Genomic DNA, 25,342 nt, shown 5'->3' on the forward strand with positions numbered 1-25,342 from the left:
GCTCCTGGATGCTTGGGACAGGTCGCGGGTGAAGGGTCATTCGGCGGATTCCGCCGCCGGTTTCGGCGGGTAGAGCGCGCGCGCAACGAGCCAGGAAACCAGCACTACCGTGGCATACAGCGGCACGCCCATGAGCAGTTTGGTGAATCCAAGGGCCACAGTGAGGCCCGCGAAGTAGAGCGGCAACTGCACGGCGAGGCGGGCAGCGAACAGCGCGAGCCAACATGCGGTGAGAATCTGCATGACGCGTCGCTTGCCGGCGTTAGCACGCCAAGCGACACCGTCGCCCATGAGGTACCCGATCACGAGCCCGAGCAGTGGCCATCGCACGAGCATCGACACGAGCATCGCCGCCGCGTATGCGGCGTCGATGGCGAAGCCGAGCAGGAAGTTGTTCGCGGCGTTGCCTGTGACCAACGCGAGGATGGCCGACGCGGCGACACCGATGAGCCCGGCGACCGCCTGCGTGATCTGCGTCTTCGTGACGATGCGGATCAGCGTGAAGACGACGGCGACCAGCACCGAGGCGCCGAGCGAGACCGGCATGGCGAGTTGCTGCGCCCACGGCTCGTGGATGCTCGTGAGCACGGTGAACGGCACGAGGAAGAGCAGCCCGGGAAGGATGGTCTCGCAGAGCCCGCGCACACCACCCATCGCGCGGAAAAGAGCGCGTCCGGTCGGCGCATCGTTTCCGGCGATGGCACCGATCCCGCTCCCGCTCGCAGCCTGAGCTATCGCCTTGCCGAGGCCGGCCGCGGCCTCCTTGTCCCCCCGCTCGACCTCCGAATCGTCGCGCTCGCTCACGATCAGGAGTCGCCCGGTGTCGCCGGCATGCGCAGCGGGATCAGGTCGCGTGGCGGCATGGGCTGATTCCCGCGCACGACGACGACGCTGCGGAACAGGTCCTCGATATCGGCCGCGGCGGCCGGATCGATCGCAGCGTCACCGGCGATCACACCTCGAAGGAACCACCGTGGGCCGTCCACACCGATGAACCGTGCGATGCGCGTCTCTCCGGGAACACCCGGCTGGGCGACGGGAATCTCGGCCACGAGCTCCGGTCCGAAAACGCCGTCCCGTTCGCTGGTGCGCCCGCCCTGGTGCTGAATCTGGTCGGCGATCTGCTCGCGGATCTCGTGCCACAGGCCGCTGGACCGCGGTGCGGCGAACGGCTGCACCTGCAGCGTGGAGCCGGAGTAGTCGAGGCCGACGGCCACCACTCTTCCCGTCTCCTCCTCGACCTCCAGCCGCAACTGCAGACCCTCGCGCGGCAGAACCTTCACGCCGCCGAGGTCGATGTACGGACGAACCGGATTGGCCTCGCTGTCGTCGAACGGACCCTCGATCTCACGGTCTTCGGGCGCCGACTTCTCCCACTCTTCCGAGGCGATGTCGCCTGTGTCGCTCACGCGTTCTCTCCTGACTCAAGTGCGGTGTAGCCGGTGGAGCCGAACCCGTTCGCGCCGCGCACGCTCTTCGGCAACTCCTCCGCCCTGATGAACCTGGCTCGCGTCACTGGCATCAGAACGAGCTGGGCGACGCGGTCTCCCGGAGCGATCGTGTACGCCGCATTCGGGTCCGTGTTGAGCAGGGTGACGCGGATCTCGCCCCGATAGCCGGCATCCACCGTCCCCGGGGCGTTCACGATCGTGATGCCGTGCCGTGCCGCGAGGCCGCTACGAGGGACCACGAACGCGGCGTAGCCATCCGGAAGTGCGATCGCGACCCCGGTGCCCACCGTCGCTCGTTCTCCCGGGCTCAGCGTCACGGCATCCGTTGAGCAGAGATCCGCACCTGCGTCGTCGTCGTGCGCATACCGCGGGGGCTCCAGCGCCGTTGTCAGCACGTCGACGGATTCGATCACGTGTCGAGGGTAGTGCAGAACTCTGGTCGAATAGACGTATGACCGTGTACCGAGAGCGGCTCTGGGCCGCCCCCTGGCTTTTCGTCGCGACAGCGCTCGTGATCCCCGCCAGCATCATCGTATTCGCCCCGATCAACATGACCGTCGGAATCGTGTGCGCCGTGCTGCTTTACGCCGGATGCGTGGCGGGATTGATCGCCGGATCACCCACGATCGAGGTGACGACCGGTGAGCTGAAGGCGGGACGTGCCCACATCGAGCGCCGCTACCTCGGTGCGGCGGAGACGTTCGAGGGGACGGAGGCCACCATGCAGCGCGGACGGCTGCTGGATGCCCGTGCCTGGCTGCTGATCCGCGGCTGGGTCAGCGACGTGGTGCGCATCCCCATTCTCGACGAGGACGATCCGGCACCGTACTGGCTGCTCTCCACGCGGCGCCCGACCGAACTGGCGAGGGCGCTCAACGACAGAGCCGGCGACAATCTGCCGCCGGCTCCTCATTCTTGACGAAGTCTCAGGCCGCGCACTCCATGCAGATCGGCCCCAGCTTCGTCTCGTGATCGATCTGCGAGCGGTGCTTCACCAGGAAGCAGCTCACGCACGTGAACTCGTCGGCCTGCGGTGGCAGTACGACGACGTCGAGATCGATGTCGGAGAGGTCTGCTCCGGGAAGCTCGAATCCGCCGGGGTTGTCGGCATCGTCGACGTCAACCACCCCGGACATCTTGTCGGGAACCCGCTCTTTGAGGGCCTCGATCGACTCGGAGTCGTCGTCGGTCTTCCGCGGCGCGTCGTAATCGGTTGCCATTCCCATCCACTTCTTGTTCATGCGATCCGAAGAAATCGGCGGGCATAGTTTGCATCAGTCGTCCTGGAATAGCAAACAGACCACGACCGGTTCTCTCGGCCTTCCGTTGTGCGCTCGGATCAACTCGCGGCGCGCCCCGGTTATTCCCAGGAAATGCCGCCGTTCCATGGCAGGGTTGGCTCGAACGCAACGAGGTCGAAAGAGGCGTTTCGTATGCAGGATTTGAAGGTCATCGGGATCGAGAACGGTGCACTGCTCGCCGCGAACGACAGCGGTGAGCGATTCCGCATCGCCATCGACGAGATGCTGCAGTCGCGGCTGCGTCAGATCAAGCCCGACCCGGTGACGGGGCCCAAGGTGTCGCCGCGGGAGATTCAGGCGCACATCCGCTCGGGGCTGTCGGCAGAAGAGGTCGCGACGTTGACCGGGGCGGCTATCGGCTACGTCGAGCGCTTCGAGGGCCCGATCGTTGCCGAGCGCGAACATGTCGTCGCCTCCGCGCTGGCCGTTCCCGTGCGCACCGGCGCCGAGATCGACCCGCTCAGCGAAGGTGACACGTTCGGCGCGGTCATCCGGGACCGACTCGCCTCGGTCGGCGCGACGGGTGAACGCTGGACCAGTTGGAAGGAACCGGAGACCGGTTGGACGGTCAAGCTCAGTTTCGTGGCCGACGACGTCGACCACGACGCACGCTGGGCATTCGAGCCGCGCAAGATGGCGCTTGCGCCGTCGAACGCCGATGCGCACACCCTCTCCCAGCAGGGAGAACTCCAGACCGGGCTCATTCCGCGGTTGCGCGCCGTTTCACCGGTACTGCCGGTGCCTGATGAGTCCCGCTTCGACAGCGGGGCCTTCACGTTCGACGATGCGCCCGCTTCCGGAACGCGGCAAGAACAGTCTGCCGGACGAACGCCGCAGAATGTGAACAACGCGATCACCATCCAAGCGATCAAGCGCGCCGACGATGACGAGCCGAGAGACGTGCATCAGACGGCGGATCTGCTCGAGGCGCTGCGCAAGCGACGCGGCGAACGAGAAGCGGCGGGCCAGCGCGACTCTCAGCCACAGGCGGTCGACATCCCGCTGGACGCGTTCGACTCGACGGGCGTCCCGTCGCTGGTCGAGCCGCCGATCGCGCCGCTGTCACAGGCCGTCGATCGATCAGGCACGGGTCCAGTACGTGGTGCGAAGCGTGGCCGCAAGTCGATGCCCAGCTGGGACGAGATCGTCTTCGGCGCGCGCACGGACGACGACCTGGCGTAAGCGTCGATACCGCGGGTCGAATGTGGCCAGGCCTGAACCTTTCGAAGGGTCGAAACCCGAACTATTGAGGCCGGTGCGAGAGGGCGGGTTACTCGAAAGCGCGGGCTACTCGAAAGCACCGAGACGCAGCAGCGGTACCTTCCGCTCCTCGGGAGAGAACGATCCATGCTGGCCCACCATGCGCCGGCCCTTGGCTCCCTCCGGAGTCGAGTCGTAGTACGCGATGCGGCCTCGTGCAGCGACCAGCACGTTGCCGATCCGCGGTGCGACTTCGGCGTCCACGATCGGGCCGAACCATCCTGCGTCGATCGCCTCCGACCGGGTGGCGATCCAGGCCCGGTGCTCCTCCGCATGGCGCCAGGCGGCCGCCAGATCCTGCTCGTCGGACTCCGTCGCATCCGGGCCCAGGTAGAGCTGCAGCAGCCTCGGGTCGCCGCCGACCCGTCGGACTCCCTCAGTCAGTGGGGAGACCGCGTCGTAGAGCACGTGCGATGTTTCGGGCACGTCGAGGATCCCGTGGTCGGCGGTGACGAACGCCCCCTCACCGGGCCGAAGCGATCGGGCGAGCCGCGCCATCGCCGAGTCGAGCTCTTCCAGCGCGACGAGCCAGGCATCGGATTCCCAGCCGCTGGAATGAGCCGCCACGTCGAGCTCGGGAACATAGAGGTACACCAATCGCTTGCCGCCGCGATCGAAGAGCTCGCGTACGACCTCCACCCGGCGTTCCATGCTGTCGGCGGCGACGTATTCGGCGCCGCGGAGCACGGCCGCGGTATACGAGGATGAACGGTAGCGTTCCGGCCCGACGGCGTACGAGGGGACACCCTGCCGTGCAGCCGTTTCGAACACCGTCTCGCAGCGCTGCCAGCGCTCGGGTGTCGGCACGCCGTTCCATCCGCTGAGATGGTTGAACACGCGCGCCGTCGTCGGTTCGTAACCGCGGTAGCCGACGATGCCGTGCTCGCCGGGCATCCGCCCCGTGCAGAGGGTGGCGATCGATGCGGCGGTGGTCGTCGGCGACCCGCAGTCCAAGGTGGTTGCCCGGGTGAGCCGCGGACCGAGGAAGCGTGCGTGTCCGGAGCGAGCCCGCAACGACTGGGCTCCCAGCCCGTCGACGAGTACCACGGCCGCCCTGGCGACCTGAGGAATAGGGATGGTCGGACGGGCTCCGGAGACAGCGGACAGGCAACTGGTCAGAACATCGGCAAGGCTCGTCGATGACGGGAATCCGGCCGGTAGCATTGAGCCCACCCGGCCAGTCTGGCAGACCCGCGCGCACTGGGATCCCTCCCCGCCGGCGGTGTGCGAGTCCCCCGTTTCCGCCCGCACGAGATTGCACGAATGAGCCCAGCAGACAACCACAGATCGCCTCGAACCGCTGCGGCGGAGAGCACCACCCCGGAGCGAATCGAAGACGTCGACGTCTCCACCGAGATGCAGAGCTCCTATCTGGAATACGCATACTCGGTGATCTATTCCCGGGCGCTTCCTGACGCCCGCGACGGTTTGAAGCCTGTGCAGCGCCGCATCCTCTACCAGATGAGCGAGATGGGGCTGCGGCCAGAGCGTGCACACGTGAAGTCCGCTCGCGTCACCGGCGAGGTGATGGGCAAGCTGCACCCGCACGGCGACGCCGCGATCTACGACGCGCTGGTGCGTATGGCGCAGGACTTCACGCTCCGGCTGCCCTTGATCGACGGGCACGGCAACTTCGGGTCGCTCGACGACGGACCGGCCGCGGCCCGATACACCGAGGTGCGTCTGGCGCCCCCCGCACTGACGATGACCGAGGGCATCGACGAAGACGAGGTCGACTTCGTCCCGAACTACGACAACCAGCTCACGCAGCCCGATGTGCTCCCGTCGGCGATCCCGAATCTGCTCGTCAACGGGGCCAGCGGCATCGCCGTTGGGATGGCGACCAACATGGCGCCGCACAATCTGGTGGAGGTCGTCGGCGCGGCCCGACACCTCCTCGACAACCCTGATGCGTCGCTGGACGAGCTGATGGAATTCGTGCCGGGGCCCGACCTGCCAGGTGGAGGCATCATCGTCGGCCTGGACGGAGTGAAGGATGCCTACGCCACCGGCCGGGGGACGTTCCGAACCCGGGCCAAGGTCTCGGCCGAGCCGATCACCGCGCGCAAGACCGGGCTCGTGGTCACCGAGCTGCCGTACCTCGTAGGACCCGAGAAGGTGATCGAGAAGATCAAGGACGGGGTGAACGCGAAGAAGCTCGCCGGCATCTCCGACGTCACCGACCTGAGCGACCGCAGCAGAGGGCTTCACCTAGTGATCGGCATCAAGACCGGGTTCAGCCCGCAGGCGGTGCTTGACCAGCTCTACCGCTACACCCCGCTCGAAGACGGCTTCTCGATCAACAACGTCGCCCTCGTCGACGGCAACCCGCGCACGCTGGGGCTGCGAGAATTGCTCCAGGTGTACGTGGACCACCGCATCGAGGTGGTGACGCGGCGCTCCCGGTACCGGCTGGCGCGCAGGCGCGAGCGACTGCACTTGGTGGAAGGCCTCCTGGTTGCGATCCTCGACATCGACGAGGTCATCCAGGTCATCCGGACCAGCGACGACAGCGACCAGGCGCGCAGCCGCCTCATGCAGGTGTTCGACCTCAGCCAAGTGCAGTCCGAGTACATCCTCGAGTTGCGGTTGCGCCGACTGACGAAGTTCTCGCGCATCGAACTCGAGGCCGAGCGGGACACGTTGCTGGCAGAGATCGCCGAACTGGAGCAGATACTCGCGTCCGACGACCGCATCAAGGAGGTCGTCTCGACCGAACTCGGCAACGTCGCGGACCGGTTCGGCACGCCACGGCGCACGATGCTCACCTCCGCCGCTCCGTCGAGAGCGACTACCGGAGCAAAGGCACAGGCCGTTCTCGAGGTGGCCGATGTGCCGTGCAGCGTGTTCCTCTCCGCGACCGGGCGGCTCGTGCGAGTCGACTTGCAGCCGGATGCCGACGGAACGGTCCCGCGCATCACTCCCCCGTCTCGGCGCAGCAAGCATGACGCTGTGCGGTCCTCGGTCGTGACCACGAGTCGCTCCGAGATCGGCGCCGTCACGAATCGCGGCCGCATCGTGCGGTTCTCCCCCGTCGACCTTCCCGGCGTGCCGCCGAATTCGGTGCAGTTGGGTGCCGGGGTGCGGGCAACCGACTACATCGGCCTCACAGACCGGGGCGAACGCGTTCTGGCCGTCGTCGCGGCGGACTCGGCCGTTTCGCTGACGCTCGGCACCGCGCAGGGTGTCGTGAAGCGCGTTACCCCTGGAGACTGGGCGAACAAGCCGGAGTTCGAGGTGATTGCGCTCAAACCCGGCGACTCCGTCGTGGGCGCGGGCGAGGCATCCGACTCCGACGAGCTTGTTTTCGTGACGACGGATGCGCAGCTCCTGCGGTTCGCCGCAGCCTCCGTGCGTCCCCAGGGGCGAGGCGCCGGCGGCATGGCCGGCATCAAGCTTGCCGGCGGGGCGAGTGCGATCTCGTTCGATGTCGTGCCCCAGCAGGCTGCAGACCACGCCGTGGTCGTGACCATCGCCACGAGCGCCAGCACCCTTGCAGGCACGAACCCCGGAACCGGGAAGGTTTCGTCCTTCGCGGAGTTCCCCGCGAAGGGTCGGGCAACCGGCGGTGTACGTGCTCAGCGGTTCCTGAAGGGTGAGGACCAGATTGCCGCGGCGTGGGCGGGTGAGGCCCCCGCGCTGGCAGTCTCCGGCGACGGCACACCACGGTCGCTGCCGGAGAGCGGAGCGAAGCGCGATGCATCCGGGGTCCCGCTCGACGCCGTGATCGCGACGATCGGAGCCGCGGTGAGCTGACGCCGGTTACGCGTCTTGTGCTGCCGGTGACGTGCTGCCGGTGCTGTGCTCACGGTGATGTGCTGCCGGTGCTTCAGGTGCCGTGCTTCCGGTGCTGCCGGCTACGTGTCTGTGTGCTCCCGGCTACGTGTCTGTGTGCTCCCGGCTACGCGTCGATGCGCTCCCGACTCAGCTGGTCGCTGCTGGAGATGATGAACTCCTTGCGCGGTGCCACATCGTTGCCCATCAGCATCTCGAACACACCGGCGGCTCGCTCCACGTCGTCCAGCCGCACTCGGCGCAGGAGCCGATGGGTGCGGTCCATCGTGGTGGTTGCGAGCTGGTCGGCATCCATCTCGCCAAGACCCTTGTAACGCTGCGGCGGCTCCTGCCAGCGCTTGCCGCTCTTCTTGAGGCCCGCGAGCACCGCGTGCAGTTCCTGATCCGAATACGTGTAGACGGTCTCGTTCGGCTTCGAGCCGGGGTTCATCACGATCACGCGGTGCAGCGGCGGGACCGCCGCGAACACACGGCCGGCCTCGACCATCGGACGCATATAGCGAAAGAACAGGGTGAGAAGCAAGGTTCGAATGTGCGCGCCGTCGACATCCGCGTCGCTCATGATGATGACCTTGCCGTAGCGCGCGGCATCGAGATCGAACGTGCGGCCCGAGCCCGCTCCGATCACCTGAATGATCGAGGCGCACTCCTGATTGGAGAGCATGTCGGAGATCGATGCCTTCTGCACGTTCAGGATCTTGCCGCGAATCGGAAGAAGTGCCTGATGCTCGCTTTCTCTTGCTCGGCGTGCGGTGCCGAGCGCCGAGTCGCCCTCCACGATGAACAGTTCACTGTGCGCGACATCGGTAGAGCGGCAGTCGACCAGCTTGGAAGGCAGAGAAGAGGTCTCGAGAGCATTCTTGCGTCGCTGCGTCTCCTTGTGCGCTCTGGCCGAGATGCGCGATTTCATCTCGGAGACGACCTTGTCGAGCAGCTGCGCGGACTGCGCCTTGTCGTCGCGCTTGGACGACCCGAAACGAGCCGTCAGCCCGTCGCCGACCACCTTCGCGACGATCGCGCGCACAGCCGGCGTGCCGAGCACCTCCTTGGTCTGGCCCTCGAACTGCGGCTCGGGCAGTCTCACCGTGAGAACACCGGTGAGCCCGGCGAGGATGTCGTCCTTCTCCATCTTCTCCGTCGCCGTCACCTTCAGACGGCGCGCGTTCTGCTCGACCTGCTGACGGAAGAACTTCATCAACCCCTGGTCGAAGCCCGCCTGGTGACTGCCGCCCTTCGGTGTGGCGATGATGTTGACGAAGGTTCGAAAGACTGTGTCGTACCCGGTACCCCAGCGCAGAGCCACATCCACCTCGCACTCCCGCTGAACCTCGGTGGGCAGCATGGCGCCGTGGTCGTTCAGCACGGGTACGGTCTCCGTGAAGGTACCCGATCCGGTCAAGCGCCACGTGTCGGTGATCGCGGTGTCGGGTGCGAGATAGTCGGCGAACTCGCTGATGCCGCCGTCGTAGGTGAAGTCGGTGCGTTCGGGCACATCGGTTCGGGCATCCGTGATGCCGATCGTGAGACCGGGGACCAGGAAGGCGGTCTGGCGCGCCCGGCCGACGAGATCGTCGACGCTGAACTCGACATTCCTGCCGAAGACCTGCCGGTCGGCCCAGTAGCGGATGCGCGTGCCGGTCGCCCCCTTCGCCACCTTCCCGACGACACGCAGTTCGCTGCCCGACTCGAAGGGCGCGAACGGAGAGTTGGGGCTGGGTTCTCCGGAGTCGGCGAATACGCCGGGCTCACCGCGGTGGAACGACATGGCCCAGGTCTTGCCGGCGCGATCGACCTCGACATCGAGTCGTTCGGAGAGCGCGTTGACCACAGAGGCCCCCACTCCGTGCAGCCCCCCGGATGACGAGTACGACCCGGAGCCGAACTTGCCTCCGGCATGGAGTTTGGTGAAAACGACCTCGACGCCGGACAGTCCGGTCTTCGGCTCGATGTCTACCGGGATGCCTCGCGCCTCGTCGCGCACTTCGACGCTCTCGTCGGCATGCAGGAGTACCTCGATGCCGGAGCCGTATCCCGCAAGGGCTTCGTCGACCGAGTTGTCGATGATCTCCCAGAGGCAGTGCATGAGGCCGCGGGCGTCCGTCGAACCGATGTACATGCCGGGGCGTTTGCGGACAGCCTCCAGGCCTTCGAGCACCGAGAGGTGTCTGGCGGAGTAGTCGTTCGTCGCCACGGGGTCTCCAGTTGTCGTGTTGCGCCCGGATACCACGGGTGTGAGTACCAGGCCATCGTTCAGAATATCGAGAGCTCATCCTCGTTCCGGCCACCGACACCCGACTGTGCACGTCATCGTCGTCGACCGCCTACGCGGACAGCGAAATGGGCCCGGATGGAGCGTGCTCACGGTGTCGACGTGCTTGTATGGAGACAACCAATCGCAGGGCGTTCGGGTTTTCAGAAAGGAGCTCAGCATGTCGAACTACGCAGGTCATGTCGCCACCCCCGGTGCCGACGAGCTCCCCACGGGTCCCGCGCTGACCGCAGCAGACCGTTGCGATGCGTGCGGTGCTCAGGCGTACGTACGGGTGACCGTGAACGGCAGCGAGCTGCTGTTCTGCGCCCACCACGCCAAGAAGCACCACGAGAAGCTCGCCAGCATCGCCACGAACTGGCACGACGAGACGTCACGTCTGTTCGAAGATCAGCGCGCCTGAGAGCGCACCGGCGACCCACAGCGCCCTCCGCTTCCGCGTGAGGGCGCTTCGATCTGGGGACCCCGTTTCATCTCTGTGCTGGACTCCGTGGTTCGACTCCGTGCTCGTGTTCGGCTCGCCCGCGTCGGTGTTCGCTCGCGGGGCGCCGGTGGTCGCTCCGCATGGCGTCAGCCGCAATAGGTGCGCGGGATGCGGCGATCCACTTTGAGCACGAGCTCCTCGCCGATGGTGTCGATCGACTCCGCCCATTCGGTCGCTGTCGGTTCGCCGTCGTCGCCCGGTCCGAACAGCACCGCCTCGTCGCCGGTGGCCGCGTCGCCTGCTTGAACCGACATCCAGTCGCGCCCGATGCGGAGAACCGGATGCCTCTTCCTCCGGATACCGACGCCGACCGCACCGGTCGAGGCGTCGACCCTCGCGGCTCTGCTGCCGACAACGCTCGAAGGCACACCGTGCCACCCACCGACCGGAAGGATCGCCTCGCCATCGCGCACGTCGACGACTCGCGTGCGCAATGACATAACCGGGCTGATGCCGAGCTCCGCCTCATGCGGGCCGCCAGCGGGCGCGATGCCGTAGACGAATGCGCCGACGCGCACCAGGTCGTACCGGAATTCGGCGCGCAGAAACGACGCCGCACTCGCGGCCAGGTGCCGATATTCGGGAGCCAGCCCGACGGCTTCGGCTGAGGCGAGCGCCGAGTCGAACCGGGCGCGGGCTTGATCGTCGTCTTCGTCGGATGCTTCAGAGATGTGGCTCCACACGCCGTCGACCGAGATCCGTCCCTCCGCCTGCAGCTGGGCGGCCCTGACGACGAACGGTCGCCAGTCCTCGAAGCGCACGCCGTTCCGGTTGAGGCCCGTGTCGATCTTGAGGTGCACCCGGATCGGTCGGGCCGTCGCGGCCGATGCGGCCGCCTCGAGCACGCCGCGATCGCCGACACCGAGATCGATCCCTGCTTCGTGCGCGGCGGCCAAGTCGTCGCGAGAGCTGAGCAGCCACGCGAACACCCGTGATCTGTCGCCGACAAGGGAACGCACGCGCAGCGCCGTCTCCACATCAAGGGCGCCGATCCACCGGACACCATGCTCGACCGCTCGGGGCACCAGCACGTCGGCGCCATGGCCGTATGCATCGTTCTTGACCACGAACATCGTTTCCGCGGGGGCCACCCGTGAACGCACCGCGCGCAGGTTGGCATCGAACCGGGTGAGATCGACCCTGGCGTGCGTCAGTGGCGCAGCCACGTCCGTTCGGCTTGCACTCATCGTGTGTAGCTCCGCACCACTCGGGGGCCTATTGCTGCAGCGATCTCTACGGGATCGAACCCGGTGATCGACGCCCACTCCCTCACGCTCGGTTCCCCGGCCGCGGGGTCGCCGAGGAAGACCACTTCGTCGCCGGCGCGAACTTCCGCGTCGCCGACGTCGATCACGACCACGTCCATCGCGACACGTCCGATCACGCGGGCCTTGCATCCGCCGACGAGCACTGTCGCGTGATTGCCGAGGCTTCTGGGCACACCATCGGCGTACCCGCACGTGACCAGCGCGATGGTGCCGTCCTCGGGGGCGCGGTAGATGTAGCCGTACGAGACGCCCTCCCCGGCCAGAATGCGTTTCACCGTCATGACCTGTCCCGTCAACCGTGCCACGGGCGCGCCCGTCAGGGTGCCGTCGAGCAGCGGGATGCCGTACAGTCCCCGCCCGACCCGCACATACGCGTCGTCTGCGCCGTATCCGGCGAGCACGCCTTCGGTGCCGTGCAGGTGACCCGGCAGGCCGGGCGCGAGCGCCGCAGCTTCGCGAAGGGCCGTGGATGCCTCGTCGTGCGTCGTGCGATCATCCGCCAGCCCCATGAGTGCTACAGGCGGCAGTGCCTCGGCGATCCGATTGAACGCGGCGCGGTCATCGGGACGGATGCCACGTGGAGCACGCCCGCAGTCGATCACGATGTGCGAGCCTGACGCGCCGAGGGTTGCGGCAGCCTCGACCTCGTGCCCGGTGGCGACCGCGGCGTGCACACCGCGGCCGTTCACGGCCGCACCCGTGGCGCGAAAAGCCAGCAGCGGCGCGGTGATTCCGGCGTCCCGCAGTCGAAGCGCCTCGTCGAAATCTGCGATGGCCAGCACATCGGCTCCGGCTTCGAGACAGGCGCGGGCAATCGGAACGAGCCCATGCCCGAAACCGTCGTGATCGACGCGCGCGATGAGTCTGCGAGCGGCCAGGCGGTAGCTGCGCACGTTGGCGGCGAGCGTGTCGAGGCGGACTGAGAGGCGGCGGGAGTCTGCGGTCACGGCAGTGTGATCTTCGTCATGGACTCGATGCTCCCCGCTTCGCTTGACGGATGGGCTTGCCGGATGTACCGCTTGCGGATCGATCCGTTCACTGAATCGTCGTGAACACCGACGATACGTGGGCGCGCATGCGCTCCGCGGCGCGCTCGGCGAGCCGGTCGAACTCGGCGAGCGATGCATCCGGTGTGTAGGTGACTCTCGCGTGCCGGGCTGCTGCTGCGGCGAGGCAGTCCGCCAGCCACGGATTCAGCGGGAGCAACGGACCCTGCAGCAGCGTTCCGGTGATCGTCGGTGTCTGCACACCGTCGGGGCGCGACACCGTGCCCGTCGCATCGCGCACAATCGTGGCGAACGGCGTGACGACGCCGGAGAACTCCGTCGCCTGATCCTCGAACCCGGTGACCTGCCGTGTCGCTCCGTCACCGTGGGTGACCTCCGCGATCGCGTAGCCCACGCGGCGCGCACGTCCGCGGTGCGCGGTGGCGTCGATCAAACCAATGCCATCGAGCGTGCCGGTGGCGTCTTCGATGCGGGAGCACAGGAGCTCCAGCCCGGCACCCACGGCGAAGAAGGGCACGTGTTGTGCCCACTCGGACAGCGTCGCCCTTTGTGCGCGGGCATCCTCGTGCACGCGGCGCAGTGCCGACAGCGGGCCGTTGCCGATCACGACCAGGTCCGGCTCCTGATCGAGAGCGGATCCGGTACGGTGCTCAGCGACCGTGACCGGCACACAAGAACGTTCGAGTCGTGCGCGGAGGACGTCGACGTTGCCGGCGTCGCCGGTCACGCCGAGTTCGCCGGGATACAGCTGAAGAATCCGCACTCCCGCGGAGGCGTTCGTCACTGGCGGGTCTCCAAGTCCGGGAATCCGAGGTACTTGCGCGCCAGCATCATCTGTTCGTAGTTCACGAACCACAGCTTGCGGTCATGTCTCGGTGCAGGCAGGGCGCGCATGAGTTCGATCGCCTTCTCGGGATCCGGCTCGACGGTCGTGACCGGAACACCCGCGTACGCGAGCCGAAGAGCGACCTGCCAGGCCTTCTCACCCGTGACGACGTCCACGTGATCGAGCGAGTCGAAGTCGACGTCGTAGATCCACGAGATGTCGGGTGTTCCCTCGTCGAGGGCGAACATGACCTGCTGCGGCGGGGTGCTCAGCGAGTCCAGGTTGAGCTGCAGGCTCGGCCCGTTCTTGAACATGATGAACTCGACGGACTCTTCGCCGAACGGAATGACCTCTCCCCTGCCGTACGCGGGCCGCATGCTTCCGAACGCTCGCACGACGCGGTCCGGGTCGAACCCGTCGCCCAGCACGAGGTACGCGGTGGCGGATGCGGCGGCCGCGTCTACTGCGTAGTGCAGCCCGCGCGCCGGAAGCTCCACCGACACGACATCGTCCGCGATCGCGATGGTCGCCTCGCGTGCATCGAACGACCGCACCTCGCCCAACGCGGCCGGTCGCGCTTCTGCCGCCCCGTCGCGAAAGTCGGGCGCGTTCAACAGGCCGTGTTTGCTGCTGGCGAGCACGGCGTCGGATGCCCCGAAGTACGAGACATCGGGTACCGACCTCGACCCGAGACGGGTCTGCACGTGGCTCAGCAGCGGGTCTTCACGGTTCGTGACGATGTGCTCGCTCGCCAGCACGGAGGCATCCAGCATCATGTCCGCGACGCGCTCGGTCTCGTAGAAGCGGTAGAGCTGATCCACCTGGCAGTTCAGCATGAGCACCGTGCGCGGGCTGAGCAGCCTGGCGAGGTCGACGGCGAACGCCTCATCCACCTCGAGTACAGCCACATCGGCAGGCAATCTGCCGGTCAGGCCCACCTCCGCGAGCATCGCCGAGGCGATCCCCTGGGGCAGGTTCGCACCGCTGGGATTCGTGAACACGCGAAGCCCGTGAGCGCGCAGCAACTCGGAGACCATGTGCGTGGTCGTCGACTTGCCGTTGGAGCCCAGAACGAAGACGACGCCATGGCCCCACTGCTCCGAGACGTCCTCGATGAAGCGCGGCCACACCTTGCGCACGAGGTATCCGGGGAAGGCTGAACCGCCTCCCCTCAACCGTGTGGCGAACCGCGCGAGGCGGCCGAGCAGGATTGCGAAGAATCGCCTCACGCGCGACCTACTCGAGGTAGTCGCGCAACGACTGCGACCGCGAGGGGTGCCGGAGCTTGGCCATGGTCTTCGACTCGATCTGACGGATGCGCTCACGCGTCACCCCGAACGTGTCTCCGATCTGGTCGAGCGTCTTGGGCATGCCGTCGCCGAGCCCGAATCGCATGCGGATGACGCCGGCCTCCCGCTCGGAGAGCGAGTCGAGCAGGCTCTCCAGCTGCTTCTGCAGCATGGTGAAGCCGACGGCATCCGCGGGAACGACCGCTTCGGTGTCTTCGATGAGGTCGCCGAACTCGCTATCGCCGTCCTCGCCGAGCGGCGTGTGCAGGGAGATCGGCTCCCGGCCGTACTTCTGCACCTCGACGACCTTCTCAGGGGTCATGTCGAGCTCCCGCGAAAGCTCTTCCGGCGTGGGCTCGCGACCGAGGTCCTGCAGCATCTGCCGCTGCACGCGGGCGAGCTTGTTGATGACCTCCACCATGTGCACAGGGATGCGGATGGTGCGGGCCTGGTCGGCCATCGCGCGTGTGATCGCCTGGCGGATCCACCACGTGGCGTACGTGGAGAACTTGAAGCCCTTGGTGTAGTCGAACTTTTCCACTGCGCGGATCAGGCCCAGGTTGCCCTCCTGGATCAGGTCCAGGAACTGCATGCCACGACCGGTGTAACGCTTGGCCAGCGACACCACGAGGCGCAGGTTCGCGCCGAGCAGGTGGCTCTTCGCACGCTGGCCGTCGCGGGCGACCCACCCGAGGTCGCGGCCGAGCTGCGAGCGCTTCTCCTGATCGTTCATCGCGCCGAGCTTCTCCTCGGCGAACAGGCCTGCCTCGATGCGCATCGCCAGCTCGACCTCTTCGGCCGCGTTCAGCAGTGCGACCTTGCCGATCTGCTTCAGGTAGTCCTTGACCGGGTCGGCCGTTGCGCCGGTGATCTGGGCGGAGTAGACGGGGATGTCGTCTTCTTCGTCGGCGGCACGAAGCACGATGGCGCCGGTGGGCAGAGCCTCGCCGGAATCATCGGTGGTCTCGGCAGCGGCTTCGGGCGTGGTCGTGCTCTCGGATGTCCCGCCTTCGGCCGCCTCACCCGCGGAGGCTTCGTCTACGGCTCCGCTCTCGTCCAACTCGGACGGCTCGACGTCGTCGGGCTCATCGCCATCGAGTTCACCTTCGTCGGCCGTCTTGGCGGCCGACGCCTTGCCGGATGTCTTCACCCTGCCTGCAGGCTTCGCCGCGGAAGTCTTCGCAGTGCTCTTGGACGTCGCTGCCGTGTTCCTGGCGGACGCCGTCTCGAGTGCCACGGCCTTGGCCGTCTCGGCGTCGGTCGTGGGCTCCTCTACCGTACGGGTGTCAGCGGTTTTGGCTGCCATGGAGTTCACCTTCCAGCCCTCTCGTGCGGCACGCGGTGCGGTACTGATCGAGGGGGTGCGGGTCGCTTGCGGACACTATGAGGACCCATGTCAAGTCCGGAAGCTATGCCCACTACTCGCTGTCGGCTCTCAGCCGATCGTGCAGGTGGTGCAATCCGAAGATGAACGGGTCCAATCATCGATTATTGCACGAATGCGAAGCACTCAGCGCCGCCCAGCCATGACCATCCGGAAGGCTCCACGGTGACGAGGATTCCAACGCGCACTAGGTTCAACTGACCCGCATCCCTGGCTATTCCCTTTTGCGACCATCCATTCCCGGCTATCTCCCTGCCATCTCCATGGACGGTGGGCACCGGCCCACCAGCACTCATCAGCGCCGCCGCGGCGCTCTCGGCTGATCCATGCCGATGTGGATGCGCGTGCGCTTGCGTTCCCGCACGATGAAGAAGATGCCGATGAGCCACAACGGCACCTGGGTGAGGAACGCGATGCGGAACGCGTCGAGGCTGTACGTCGACGGGGTGCCCGCGCCCTGCAGGTCCAATGTCGCACCGATCAGGAAGATCGCGATGAGCCCAGCGAGGAACGCTCCGGTGTTCGTGATGCCGGTGGCCGTGCTGAGTCGATGGCCGGGATTGAACGTGCGGGCGTGGTCGAACGCGATCATCGACGCCGGGCCTCCGGACCCGACGGCGACTGCGAGCAGCAGCAACAGCCATACAGGTGCCGGCGTCGGCCACGCGATCACGACCAGCCACATCACGAGCTGAGCGAAGACCGACGGCAGCACCAGCGCGCGGGAACGCGAGTTCGGCAGCCGACCCGAGAGCGCGCCGAGCACCGGACCGAGCACCATCCCCACGACGACGTAGACCGTCGTGACGCCCGCGGCCGCCGGCGCGCTGAGTCCTTCGCCGGCTGTGAGGAACGGAACACCCCAGAGCAAGATGAACGCGTTGCCCGCGAACGCCGTGGTGAAGTGCGACCAGAACGCCAACCGGGTGCCGGGATGCGACCACGCTGCACGGAATCCGACGCGCGTGTCTGCGGCCGACGTCACAACGTGTACTGCTCCCGTTCTCGTGTCGACGGAGATGTCGCCGGCGACATCCGGCGGGTGGTTGCGAATGAGCGCGAACACGAGAACGGCGAAGAGGAGACAGAGGCCGGCGACAGAGCCGAAGGCGATGGACCAGGTCGTCGCATGCACGAGCGCCGCGAGCGGGATGAGCGCGAGCAGCTGTCCGGAAAGGCCCACCAGGCCGGTCAACTGCACCATCAGCGAGTTGCGTTGTGCTGGGAACCACGTGGCCATGAGACGGACGACACTCGGGAAGACCGCTGCATCGCCCGCGCCGATCACCATGCGGGCGAGGATGGCGATTCCCACGTTGGGCGAGACTGCCATGAGCAATTGACCGATGGCCATCAACACCATGCCGGCCGTGATGATCGGTCGACTCCCGAGGCGGTCGAGAAGGATGCCGATCGGCAGCTGCATGGCGCCATACACGGCGAGCTGCAGCACGGCGAACATCGAAAGCGTCGACGCATCAGCGGAGAACCGATGGGCGGCATCCGTGCCGACGGCCGCGAGCGAGGTGCGGTTCGCGACCGAAAGCATGTATGCGGCGACGCCGATGCCCCAGATCAGCCACGCTCGCCACGATTGCGTGCTGGATGGCGAGGTGGCGGGCAAGCAGGGATCCGATCGGCGAAACGAGCGCCGACCAGCCTACTCGGCCCTGATGCGACTGGACTTCGTCAAGCGTCTTCGTCGCCGCGGCGACGATATGCGAGGAAGTTCTCCAACTCTGCCGCGATCTCGTCGGCCGAGGGCAGGGCGCCGTCGATGTGGGTGAGCGGGGACTTGAGCGGGCTGTCCTGCATGTAGGCGTCGTGCCGTTGCTCAAGCGCACCGACCAAGCGCTCCAGCTCCGGGTTGCCGGCCACCTGCTCGTCGATATTCGCGACGAACTCCTTGTCGTTCTCGCGCAGCTTGTCGGTCGGGAAGATCAGGCCGGTCGCTGAACTGATGTTCGAGATGGCGGCGACTGCAGCAGCGGGGTACTCGGTGTCACCCAGGTAGTGCGGCACGAGCAGCACGAATCCGATGGTGGATGCGCCGACCTCTTGCAGCCGATACTCGATCAGGTGCATCGCTGTGGCGGGGGCCTGCGTGGTCGGACGCCACACGGACATGGCGTCGGCGAGACCCTCGCGATTTCCGCTCACCGTCACACCGATGGGACGCGTGTGCGGTACGGGCATCGGGATCGAGTGCACCCAGATCGTGGAACGCACCTTGAGCAGCGACACGAGGTCGAGAACGGCGCTGCTGAACCGCTCCCACTTGAAGTCCGGCTCGTATCCGGTGAGCAGTAGGAACCGCTGACCGACCTCGTCGCGCATGAGATAGAGGCTCAATTGCGCCGGCCGATAGTCGGTCAGATGGTCTTGCTCGAAGGTGATGATCGGGCGACGGGCGCGGTAATCGAGCAGGGCGTCCGAGTCGAACCGAGCGATCTCCTCGGCGTCGAGCGTCTCGAGCAGGTAGGAGTTCAATTGCGAAACGGCGCCGCCCGCATCGGCGAAGCCGGTGAGGGCTGCGACCAGGTAGAGCCCGGTCGGCACGGTGTCGAGCGCCGTCCGGACGTCGTAGAGCTCACGCGGATCCTGCATGAAATCCATGCTAGCCAGCGGGTCCCGGCCGGCCCGGCGGGTCGCGCAAGCCCGTAGCGAACACGCGTCGATCGGCGCCGTACGATTCGTTCCATGTCTTCGTCCAGCACCTCGGCGCACTCGTCCTCCGCACCGCAGCTCCCGTTCTCGGCCGTTCGACTCCACCTCGTCGATGAGCGACCGGCAGCCGCAGTCGGCGATGCGCTCGTGCTGTTCGTGCGTGCGGGCAAGGAGGGACCTGAACTGCTCGGGCATGGCGGGCACGACGAACTGCTCGGTCAGCTGAAGGTCACCGGCGCATCGGATCAGCTGGTGCGGGTCCCGGCCGGCATCATCGACGAACTGCCGGTGGTTCTTGTGGGCCTGGGCTCCGAGGTCACCGAGAGCACACTTCGCGCGGCTGCCGGAACGGCGGCTCGCCTGTCGACCGGAGACCGGCGCCTCGTCGTCGAAGCGCCCTTCACGCACGCTGAGGCGATCGATGGGGCCGCAACGGATTCTGGTCGGAAGGCCGGTGCCGCAACCGATAGCCGTCTCGCAGCGCTCCTGGAGGGCGCAGCGCTCGGCGGCTACGTGTACGAGGGCCGGCCACGCAGCGATGGCGATCGCCCGCCGGCGTCGGAGGCGCTCGTCATCGGATCATCGCCTGCGTCCGAAGCGCTCGAGCACCGTGCGACGGTGCTCGCCGGGTCGGTGTGCCTGGCCAGGGAGCTGGTGAACACTCCGCCTTCGGCGCAGAGCCCCGATGAACTCGCCCGTGCGGCTGTGGCGGCGGCGTCCGGGCTCCCCATCGATGTGCGCGTGTGGACCGAGACGGAACTCGCAGACGACGGTTTCGGCGGCATCCTCGGTGTTGGCAGCGGGTCGACCCGGCCGCCTCGGCTTGTGCGCCTCGATTACGCACCCGCTGCTGCGACCGCGCATGTCGCTTTCGTCGGCAAAGGGATCACCTTCGACACTGGTGGCCTCTCGCTCAAGCCGCCTGCCTCGATGGTGGGCATGAAGTACGACATGGCTGGCGCGGCATCCGTGCTCGCCGTGGTGATTGCGGCCGCTCGCCTGCAGCTGCCGGTGCACGTCACCGGCTGGATGTGCATCGCTGAGAACATGCCGTCGGGATCAGCCATCCGGCCGAACGATGTGCTGACGATTCGAGGCGGTACCCGCGTCGAAGTGCTCAACACGGATGCCGAGGGCAGGCTCGTGCTTGCCGACGGACTTCGGGCGGCGACGGAGGAGCATCCGGATGTCGTCATCGACATCGCGACGCTCACCGGTGCCGAGGTCGTCGCGCTCGGCACCAGGTATTCGGCGGCCATGGGCGACGAGCGCGTGGTGAAGCGCGTGACGGATGCCGCGGAGCGTGCTGGTGAGCTCGTGTGGCCGATGCCTCTGCCGTCGGAGCTTCGCGCGCGGCTGCGGTCGGAGGTTGCAGATCTGACGAATGCGACGCCCGGCAACAGTGCGGCAGGCATGCTGCTGGCCGGCGTCTTCCTCCGCGAGTTCGTAGGCAAGTCATCGGACGAGCCGGACGCGCCCGCCGTCGCGTGGGCTCATCTGGACATCGCCGGTTCCGCTCAGAACGACGGCACGCCGTACGGTTACAACCCGAAGGGTGCGACGGGTGTGCTGGTTCGCACGCTGGTCGGGCTGACCGAAGACTTCGCAGCTCGGTAGTAGGGTCGTATGGGCAGGAACGCCTGCCCATACAACGGCGCCTTGCAACCGATACGCACGCTCGCATGGTGCCGTTCACCATCCCGACCCGAGGAGTGAATGGGTGTCTGAGCAGAACTTCGACATCGTTGTTCTGGGAGGCGGGAGCGGAGGCTACGCGGCGGCATTGCGCGCGAGCGAACTCGGCTTCTCCGTCGCCTTGATCGAAAAGGACAAGGTCGGAGGGACCTGCCTGCATAGGGGATGCATCCCCACGAAGGCGCTCCTGCACTCCGCCGAGGTCGCCGACTCCGCGCGCGATGCGGCCAAGTTCGGTGTGAAGACTGCGCTCGAGGGCATCGACATCGAGGCGGTGACGACGTACCGCGAGGGCATCGTCGCGAAGAAGTACAAGGGTCTCCAGGGGCTCGTCAAGGCGCGTGGTATCACCCTGATCGAGGGCGAGGGGCGACTCGTCGCACCGAAGACGGTGCGCGTCGGCGACGTGGACTACGCAGGCGAGCACGTGATTCTCGCCACGGGCTCGTACTCCCGTTCGCTGCCCGGGCTCGAGATCGGCGGCCGCGTGATCACGAGCGAGCAGGCGCTGCAGCTCGACTTCGTGCCGAAGAAGGTCGCCGTGCTGGGCGGCGGCGTGATCGGTGTCGAGTTCGCGAGTGTGTGGAAGTCGTTCGGCGCGGAGGTCGCGATCATCGAGGCGCTCCCCCACCTCGTGCCGAACGAGGACGAGTCCATCAGCAAGTCGCTCGAGCGCGCGTTCCGCAGGCGCGGCATTGATTTTCGGCTCGGCGTGCGTTTCCAGGGCGTTACCCAGAACGACGATGGCGTGGTCATCACGCTCGAGAACGGTGACACAGTGGATGCGGAGCTCCTGCTCGTCGCCGTCGGTCGCGGTCCGGTGACCGCCGGCCTGGGCTACGAGGAGGCCGGCGTCACCGTCGACCGTGGCTTCGTCATCACGGACGAACGGCTCCGAACCGGTGTGGACGGGGTCTACGCGGTCGGTGACATCGTGCCCGGACTGCAGCTTGCCCACCGCGGATTCCAGCAGGGCATCTTCGTCGCCGAGGAGATCGCGGGTCTGAACCCGATCGTGGTCGACGATGTGAACATCCCGAAGGTCACGTACTGCGACCCGGAGGTCGCCTCGATCGGTCTCAGCCAGGCGAAGGCGGAGGCGGAGTACGGCACGGAGAACGTCACCTCCTACGACTACAGCCTGGCCGGCAACGGCAAGAGCGAGATCATCGGTACGAGCGGATCCGTCAAGGTCGTGAGGGTCAACGAGGGGCCGGTGGTCGGTGTGCACATGATCGGCGCGCGCGTCGGTGAACTCATCGGCGAGGCGCAGCTGGCCGTGAACTGGGAGGCATACCCGGAAGACATCGCGCCGTTCATCCACGCGCACCCCACGCAGAACGAGTCGCTGGGTGAGGCCTTCCTCTACCTTGCGGGCAAGCCGCTGCACACCCTCTAGAGGCGATTGAGGGAGGGGCGTGCGAGCGTGCTCGTGCGTCCGATCCGATTGGACCGCTGAGCGGCGATGCCGCGATAGTTCCCGCGGCGCACCCGAGCCACTGCAATAAGCTTTCGTAACGAATCGCATTCCTGAAGGAGACTTACTCATGAGCGAATCCGTCAGCCTCCCGGCACTCGGTGAGAGTGTCACGGAAGGCACGGTCACCCGCTGGCTCAAGCAGGTGGGCGACCGCGTCGAGGTCGACGAGCCCCTGCTCGAGGTGTCGACCGACAAGGTCGACACCGAGATTCCGTCGCCCGTCGCCGGCGTCGTGGAGCAGATCCTCGTGCAGGAGGACGAGACCGTCGAGGTCGGGACCGCGCTCGTGACCATCGGAGACGGCTCAGGCGCGGGCGCCGGGGCACCGGCACCTGAAGCAGCGACCCCCGTTGAGCAGCCCGCCGCTCCCGTTGAGCAGACTGCTGCTCCCGTTGAGCAGACTGCTGCTCTCGTTGAGCAGACTGCTGCTCTCGTTGAGCAGCCCGCACCGGAGCCTGTGCAGGAGTCGCAGGTGTCCGAGCAGGCCGAGGTGCCGTCGACCGTGGTGGAGACGCCCGCGCCGGCTCCGGCTCTCGTCGAACAGGCACCGGTTCCGCAACAGCTGGCCCCCGCCACCGAGGAGCCGGCTCCTGCCGCAGCGCCGGCCACGGCGGCGAGCGCCGCAGCGCCCGCTGCCGCCGTGACTGCGCCCGAAGCAGTGCCGACGCCACAGGGATCCGGGTCTCACGCCGGATCGGGTTACGTCACGCCGATCGTGCGCAAGCTCGCGAACGAGCAGGGCGTGGATTTGACGACAGTGACCGGCACGGGTGTCGGCGGGCGCATCCGCAAGGAGGACGTGCTGAGCGCTGGAAGAGGCGGGGCCGCTACTCCTGCGGCAGCGGCGAGTACGAAGCTCGAGACCTCGCCGTTGCGGGGAACCGTTCAGCCGATGTCGCGCCTTCGTAAGGTCGTCGCCGACCGCGCTGTCGTGTCCATGCAGAACTCCGCGCAGCTCACCACCGTCGTCGAGGTGGACGTGACCAAGGTCGCTGCGCTGCGCAACCGTGTGAAGGGCGATTTCGAGAACGTCACCGGAACGAAGCTGTCGTTCCTGCCGTTCTTCACGCTGGCCGCCGCCGAGGCGCTGAAGGCGTACCCCGTCATCAACGCGACCGTCGACGGCGAGAACATCGTCTACCCGGACCACGAGAACATCTCCATCGCCGTCGACACCGAACGCGGACTGCTTACGCCGGTCGTGCGTAGCGCCAGCGATCTTGACATCGCCCAGCTCTCGAAGCAGATCGCGGACCTCGCTCAGCGCACCCGTGACAACAAGTTGAAGCCGGACGAGCTCGCTGGTGGCACGTTCACCGTCACGAACACCGGCTCGCGCGGTGCACTGTTCGACACTCCGCTGGTCTTCCTGCCGCAGGTGGCGATTCTCGGCACCGGCATCGTCTCGAAGAAGCCGGTCGTGGTGCACGCCGACGGCACCGACTCCATCGCGATCCGTTCCACCGTCTACCTCGCGTTGTCGTACGATCACCGCATCGTCGACGGTGCGGATGCTGCGCGGTTCCTCGTCGCGGTGAAGAACCGTCTGGAAGAGGGGGCTTTCGACGCCGACCTCGGCGTCTGAGAACGGACACGCGCCTTAGCTCTCGAACAACGCGCGAAGACGCCAGCCGGCTTCGGTCTTGATCAGCAAGGCCGAAGCCGGCTTCGTCGTCTCGTCCGTCGGCGCCACCGAGACGACGGCAACGTCGCCCATGGTCTCGGTCAGCGACAACTGATCGAGCTCCGGCACCGGTCGCCCCATCTGACCGCCTGCGATCAGTGCCCGGTCGGCCGCGAACAGAGGCGAGTCGGCCTGATCGACGGCGGTCAGACATCCGTTGTCGCCGTTCTCCAGACAGGAACGGCGGGACTGGAGCAGATGGAAGGCGGCGTGCACCGGGTCGTCGTCGCCGGTCGGCAGTGTCCCCGGATTCGTGGGAATGCTCATCGGGTGGACAGGTGACGGAACCGGCGAGGGCGCTCCGGTCGTCGCGCGTGCCGGAGGAGTCGACCTGGGCGCCTCCGCGTGCCCTGCCGATGTGCTCGGCAGGGCGAGCAGCGCCACGATTGTCAGGGTGACCGCGCCGCATGAACCGATCAGAACGGGTCTGCTGCGCCCGCTCAGGAGACGACGTAACCGGCCGGAGACCGCAGCCATGACGCCGTGCTCCATGGCGTGAGCCAGCATTCCGATGACGCGTCGCGCCATCGCGGTGGTTTTCGGCACCTCGTCGGGCACACCGCGAGTGAGCTGAGACAGGCCTTCTCGACCGGTTCGAGTCTGAGGAGCTGCGTCACCGACGGGGGTGCCGAGCGTCGCCTCGGCCGAGTGCGGCCCACGCGACCGTGCGGTCGTCGGGTGAGAGCTCGTACCCATCGTGAGCGGCGCGGGCGGCCCTAAAGCGAACAGTGCTCGTTCGGCCTCGTCCACAGCGGCGGCCTCGGCCGCGCCCTCGGCGTGGAGCCGACCCATCGGTATACGAACTCGTTCCATCTCGTCGGGATCGATCGTCTCGGCGCGGCTGAGGATCGCGTCCAGCACCGTCACGCACCTTTCCCAGTCCGCAGTCATCTCTGCCGGAGTCGCAGGGATGGCGGATCCGAAGCCGAGCAGCACCGGACATCCGCTCTCGTCGAAACGGATGCTCGACGCCGCGAGATTCCCGTGCGCCCACCCCGCCTGATGGACGGCTCGTATGCCGCGCAACACTGAAACGGCCGCAGTGACGACTTCGCCCGTGTCGAGGAAGGTGCGATCCCGCAGCCAGTCCGAGAGCGTGCGCCCGGACAGTCTCTCCAGCACGATGCACATGGGCCGGTCGGGCGCGGACGAGACGTCAACGACCGCCACCACATGCGGCGAGGCGGCTCCGCTGAGGCAGGCGACCTCGTTGGCGACCCGCGCCGCCTCGGTGTCGTCGGCGTAGGCCTTCACGACCACCTGGCCGCTGTCGCCGGACGCCAGGTACGCGACGCAGTGCTCGCCGCGACCGATCGTGCGCAGCAGTCGATATCCGCCGAGCTCGCTCCAGACGGCGGCGGCGTGATCGCGTTCCATCGTCGAGTCGGGCGAAGCATCACGGTGCCTGCGTCTCTTGCCTGCCATGGGTGTCAGCATGGCCTCGCCGCAGTCTCCACCCGACGTTGTGCAGCCTCTCTGTGA

General features: G+C 67.0%; 21 protein-coding genes. 7 read left to right on the forward strand and 14 right to left on the reverse strand.

The window, feature by feature from the left end; genetic code table 11:
* Positions 1-36: 36 nt before the first annotated feature.
* The 3 genes from ACYVDK_RS04965 to dut are packed head-to-tail and all read right to left on the reverse strand — an operon-like array spanning position 37 to position 1,864.
* Positions 37-804 (reverse strand): DUF3159 domain-containing protein, encoded by a 768-nt coding sequence (locus ACYVDK_RS04965; RefSeq protein ID WP_460518802.1) that lies wholly within the window; start codon positions 802-804, stop codon positions 37-39.
* Positions 805-806: 2 nt separating this feature from the next.
* Positions 807-1,409: a DUF3710 domain-containing protein gene (locus tag ACYVDK_RS04970; protein WP_460518805.1), complete on the reverse strand. Its 603-nt coding sequence runs from the start codon at positions 1,407-1,409 to the stop codon at positions 807-809.
* Positions 1,406-1,864 (reverse strand): dUTP diphosphatase, encoded by a 459-nt coding sequence (dut, locus tag ACYVDK_RS04975; RefSeq protein WP_460518808.1) that lies wholly within the window; start codon positions 1,862-1,864, stop codon positions 1,406-1,408. Before dut ends, ACYVDK_RS04970 begins: the two co-directional genes overlap by 4 nt.
* 38 nt (positions 1,865-1,902) lie before the next feature.
* Here dut and ACYVDK_RS04980 point away from each other — a divergent pair, with 38 nt between their 5' ends.
* A complete protein-coding gene (locus ACYVDK_RS04980; protein WP_460518811.1) occupies positions 1,903-2,370 on the forward strand; it encodes a DUF3093 domain-containing protein in 468 nt (155 codons plus the stop codon).
* A gap of 7 nt (positions 2,371-2,377) precedes the next feature.
* Here ACYVDK_RS04980 and ACYVDK_RS04985 read toward each other — a convergent pair whose 3' ends face one another.
* Positions 2,378-2,671 carry a DUF4193 domain-containing protein gene (locus ACYVDK_RS04985; protein ID WP_460518814.1) on the reverse strand — a complete coding sequence of 98 codons (294 nt, stop codon included), beginning with the start codon at positions 2,669-2,671 and terminating at the stop codon, positions 2,378-2,380.
* A 213-nt stretch (positions 2,672-2,884) separates the two neighbouring features.
* On the opposite strand from ACYVDK_RS04985, the gene sepH reads away from it, so the two are divergent.
* Positions 2,885-3,934 (forward strand): septation protein SepH, encoded by a 1,050-nt coding sequence (sepH, locus tag ACYVDK_RS04990; RefSeq protein WP_460518817.1) that lies wholly within the window; start codon positions 2,885-2,887, stop codon positions 3,932-3,934.
* Between the two features lie 105 nt (positions 3,935-4,039).
* On the opposite strand, the gene ACYVDK_RS04995 is transcribed toward sepH, so the two are convergent.
* Entirely contained in the window at positions 4,040-5,176 is a 1,137-nt protein-coding gene (locus tag ACYVDK_RS04995; RefSeq protein ID WP_460518967.1) for an alkaline phosphatase family protein, read from the reverse strand.
* A gap of 99 nt (positions 5,177-5,275) precedes the next feature.
* Here ACYVDK_RS04995 and ACYVDK_RS05000 point away from each other — a divergent pair, with 99 nt between their 5' ends.
* Positions 5,276-7,768, forward strand: coding sequence for a DNA gyrase/topoisomerase IV subunit A (locus ACYVDK_RS05000; RefSeq protein WP_460518820.1), 2,493 nt, complete (start codon positions 5,276-5,278; stop codon positions 7,766-7,768).
* A gap of 145 nt (positions 7,769-7,913) precedes the next feature.
* On the opposite strand, the gene ACYVDK_RS05005 is transcribed toward ACYVDK_RS05000, so the two are convergent.
* Positions 7,914-9,998: a DNA gyrase/topoisomerase IV subunit B gene (locus ACYVDK_RS05005; RefSeq protein ID WP_460518823.1), complete on the reverse strand. Its 2,085-nt coding sequence runs from the start codon at positions 9,996-9,998 to the stop codon at positions 7,914-7,916.
* Positions 9,999-10,236: 238 nt separating this feature from the next.
* Here ACYVDK_RS05005 and ACYVDK_RS05010 point away from each other — a divergent pair, with 238 nt between their 5' ends.
* Positions 10,237-10,479 carry a DUF7455 domain-containing protein gene (locus tag ACYVDK_RS05010; protein ID WP_460518825.1) on the forward strand — a complete coding sequence of 81 codons (243 nt, stop codon included), beginning with the start codon at positions 10,237-10,239 and terminating at the stop codon, positions 10,477-10,479.
* A 167-nt stretch (positions 10,480-10,646) separates the two neighbouring features.
* Here ACYVDK_RS05010 and ACYVDK_RS05015 read toward each other — a convergent pair whose 3' ends face one another.
* The 7 genes from ACYVDK_RS05015 to ACYVDK_RS05045 form a co-directional block, all read right to left on the reverse strand.
* Complete coding sequence (locus ACYVDK_RS05015; protein ID WP_460518828.1) at positions 10,647-11,747, reverse strand: alanine racemase; 1,101 nt, start codon at positions 11,745-11,747, stop codon at positions 10,647-10,649.
* Positions 11,744-12,775: an alanine racemase gene (locus ACYVDK_RS05020; protein ID WP_460518831.1), complete on the reverse strand. Its 1,032-nt coding sequence runs from the start codon at positions 12,773-12,775 to the stop codon at positions 11,744-11,746. The genes ACYVDK_RS05015 and ACYVDK_RS05020 overlap by 4 nt, the downstream gene beginning before the upstream one ends.
* A gap of 88 nt (positions 12,776-12,863) precedes the next feature.
* Positions 12,864-13,619 (reverse strand): type 1 glutamine amidotransferase, encoded by a 756-nt coding sequence (locus ACYVDK_RS05025; protein ID WP_460518834.1) that lies wholly within the window; start codon positions 13,617-13,619, stop codon positions 12,864-12,866.
* A complete protein-coding gene (locus ACYVDK_RS05030; RefSeq protein WP_460518837.1) occupies positions 13,616-14,890 on the reverse strand; it encodes a MurT ligase domain-containing protein in 1,275 nt (424 codons plus the stop codon). The genes ACYVDK_RS05025 and ACYVDK_RS05030 overlap by 4 nt, the downstream gene beginning before the upstream one ends.
* Before the next feature lie 7 nt (positions 14,891-14,897).
* The gene (locus ACYVDK_RS05035; protein ID WP_460518841.1) at positions 14,898-16,256 is read right to left on the reverse strand and encodes an RNA polymerase sigma factor; all 1,359 of its coding nucleotides are present in this window, start codon (positions 16,254-16,256) and stop codon (positions 14,898-14,900) included.
* 373 nt (positions 16,257-16,629) lie between these two features.
* Positions 16,630-17,883, reverse strand: coding sequence for an MFS transporter (locus tag ACYVDK_RS05040; RefSeq protein WP_460518970.1), 1,254 nt, complete (start codon positions 17,881-17,883; stop codon positions 16,630-16,632).
* Between the two features lie 140 nt (positions 17,884-18,023).
* Entirely contained in the window at positions 18,024-18,941 is a 918-nt protein-coding gene (locus ACYVDK_RS05045; RefSeq protein ID WP_460518844.1) for a proteasome assembly chaperone family protein, read from the reverse strand.
* Between the two features lie 93 nt (positions 18,942-19,034).
* Here ACYVDK_RS05045 and ACYVDK_RS05050 point away from each other — a divergent pair, with 93 nt between their 5' ends.
* From ACYVDK_RS05050 to sucB, 3 genes are all read left to right on the forward strand, one after another.
* Entirely contained in the window at positions 19,035-20,618 is a 1,584-nt protein-coding gene (locus ACYVDK_RS05050) for a leucyl aminopeptidase (RefSeq protein ID WP_460518846.1), read from the forward strand.
* A 103-nt stretch (positions 20,619-20,721) separates the two neighbouring features.
* Positions 20,722-22,095 (forward strand): dihydrolipoyl dehydrogenase, encoded by a 1,374-nt coding sequence (gene lpdA, locus ACYVDK_RS05055; RefSeq protein ID WP_460518848.1) that lies wholly within the window; start codon positions 20,722-20,724, stop codon positions 22,093-22,095.
* Positions 22,096-22,243: 148 nt separating this feature from the next.
* Positions 22,244-23,761 (forward strand): 2-oxo acid dehydrogenase subunit E2, encoded by a 1,518-nt coding sequence (gene sucB, locus ACYVDK_RS05060; protein WP_460518850.1) that lies wholly within the window; start codon positions 22,244-22,246, stop codon positions 23,759-23,761.
* Between the two features lie 15 nt (positions 23,762-23,776).
* Here sucB and ACYVDK_RS05065 read toward each other — a convergent pair whose 3' ends face one another.
* Positions 23,777-25,285: a protein kinase domain-containing protein gene (locus ACYVDK_RS05065; protein WP_460518852.1), complete on the reverse strand. Its 1,509-nt coding sequence runs from the start codon at positions 25,283-25,285 to the stop codon at positions 23,777-23,779.
* Between the last annotated feature and the right edge of the window lie 57 nt (positions 25,286-25,342).

This window comes from Humibacter antri, from assembly GCF_054777235.1.

Coding starts and splice junctions, on each gene's coding strand:
- ACYVDK_RS04980 (WP_460518811.1), top strand. CDS start 1,903: ATGACCGTGTACCGAGAGCGGCTCTGGGCCGCCCCCTGGCTTTTCGTC.
- ACYVDK_RS04985 (WP_460518814.1), bottom strand. CDS start 2,671: ATGGCAACCGATTACGACGCGCCGCGGAAGACCGACGACGACTCCGAG.
- sepH (WP_460518817.1), top strand. CDS start 2,885: ATGCAGGATTTGAAGGTCATCGGGATCGAGAACGGTGCACTGCTCGCC.
- ACYVDK_RS04995 (WP_460518967.1), bottom strand. CDS start 5,176: ATGCTACCGGCCGGATTCCCGTCATCGACGAGCCTTGCCGATGTTCTG.
- ACYVDK_RS05000 (WP_460518820.1), top strand. CDS start 5,276: ATGAGCCCAGCAGACAACCACAGATCGCCTCGAACCGCTGCGGCGGAG.
- ACYVDK_RS05010 (WP_460518825.1), top strand. CDS start 10,237: ATGTCGAACTACGCAGGTCATGTCGCCACCCCCGGTGCCGACGAGCTC.
- ACYVDK_RS05015 (WP_460518828.1), bottom strand. CDS start 11,747: ATGAGTGCAAGCCGAACGGACGTGGCTGCGCCACTGACGCACGCCAGG.
- ACYVDK_RS05035 (WP_460518841.1), bottom strand. CDS start 16,256: ATGGCAGCCAAAACCGCTGACACCCGTACGGTAGAGGAGCCCACGACC.
- ACYVDK_RS05040 (WP_460518970.1), bottom strand. CDS start 17,883: ATGCTTTCGGTCGCGAACCGCACCTCGCTCGCGGCCGTCGGCACGGAT.
- ACYVDK_RS05045 (WP_460518844.1), bottom strand. CDS start 18,941: ATGCAGGATCCGCGTGAGCTCTACGACGTCCGGACGGCGCTCGACACC.
- ACYVDK_RS05050 (WP_460518846.1), top strand. CDS start 19,035: ATGTCTTCGTCCAGCACCTCGGCGCACTCGTCCTCCGCACCGCAGCTC.
- sucB (WP_460518850.1), top strand. CDS start 22,244: ATGAGCGAATCCGTCAGCCTCCCGGCACTCGGTGAGAGTGTCACGGAA.
- ACYVDK_RS05065 (WP_460518852.1), bottom strand. CDS start 25,285: ATGGCAGGCAAGAGACGCAGGCACCGTGATGCTTCGCCCGACTCGACG.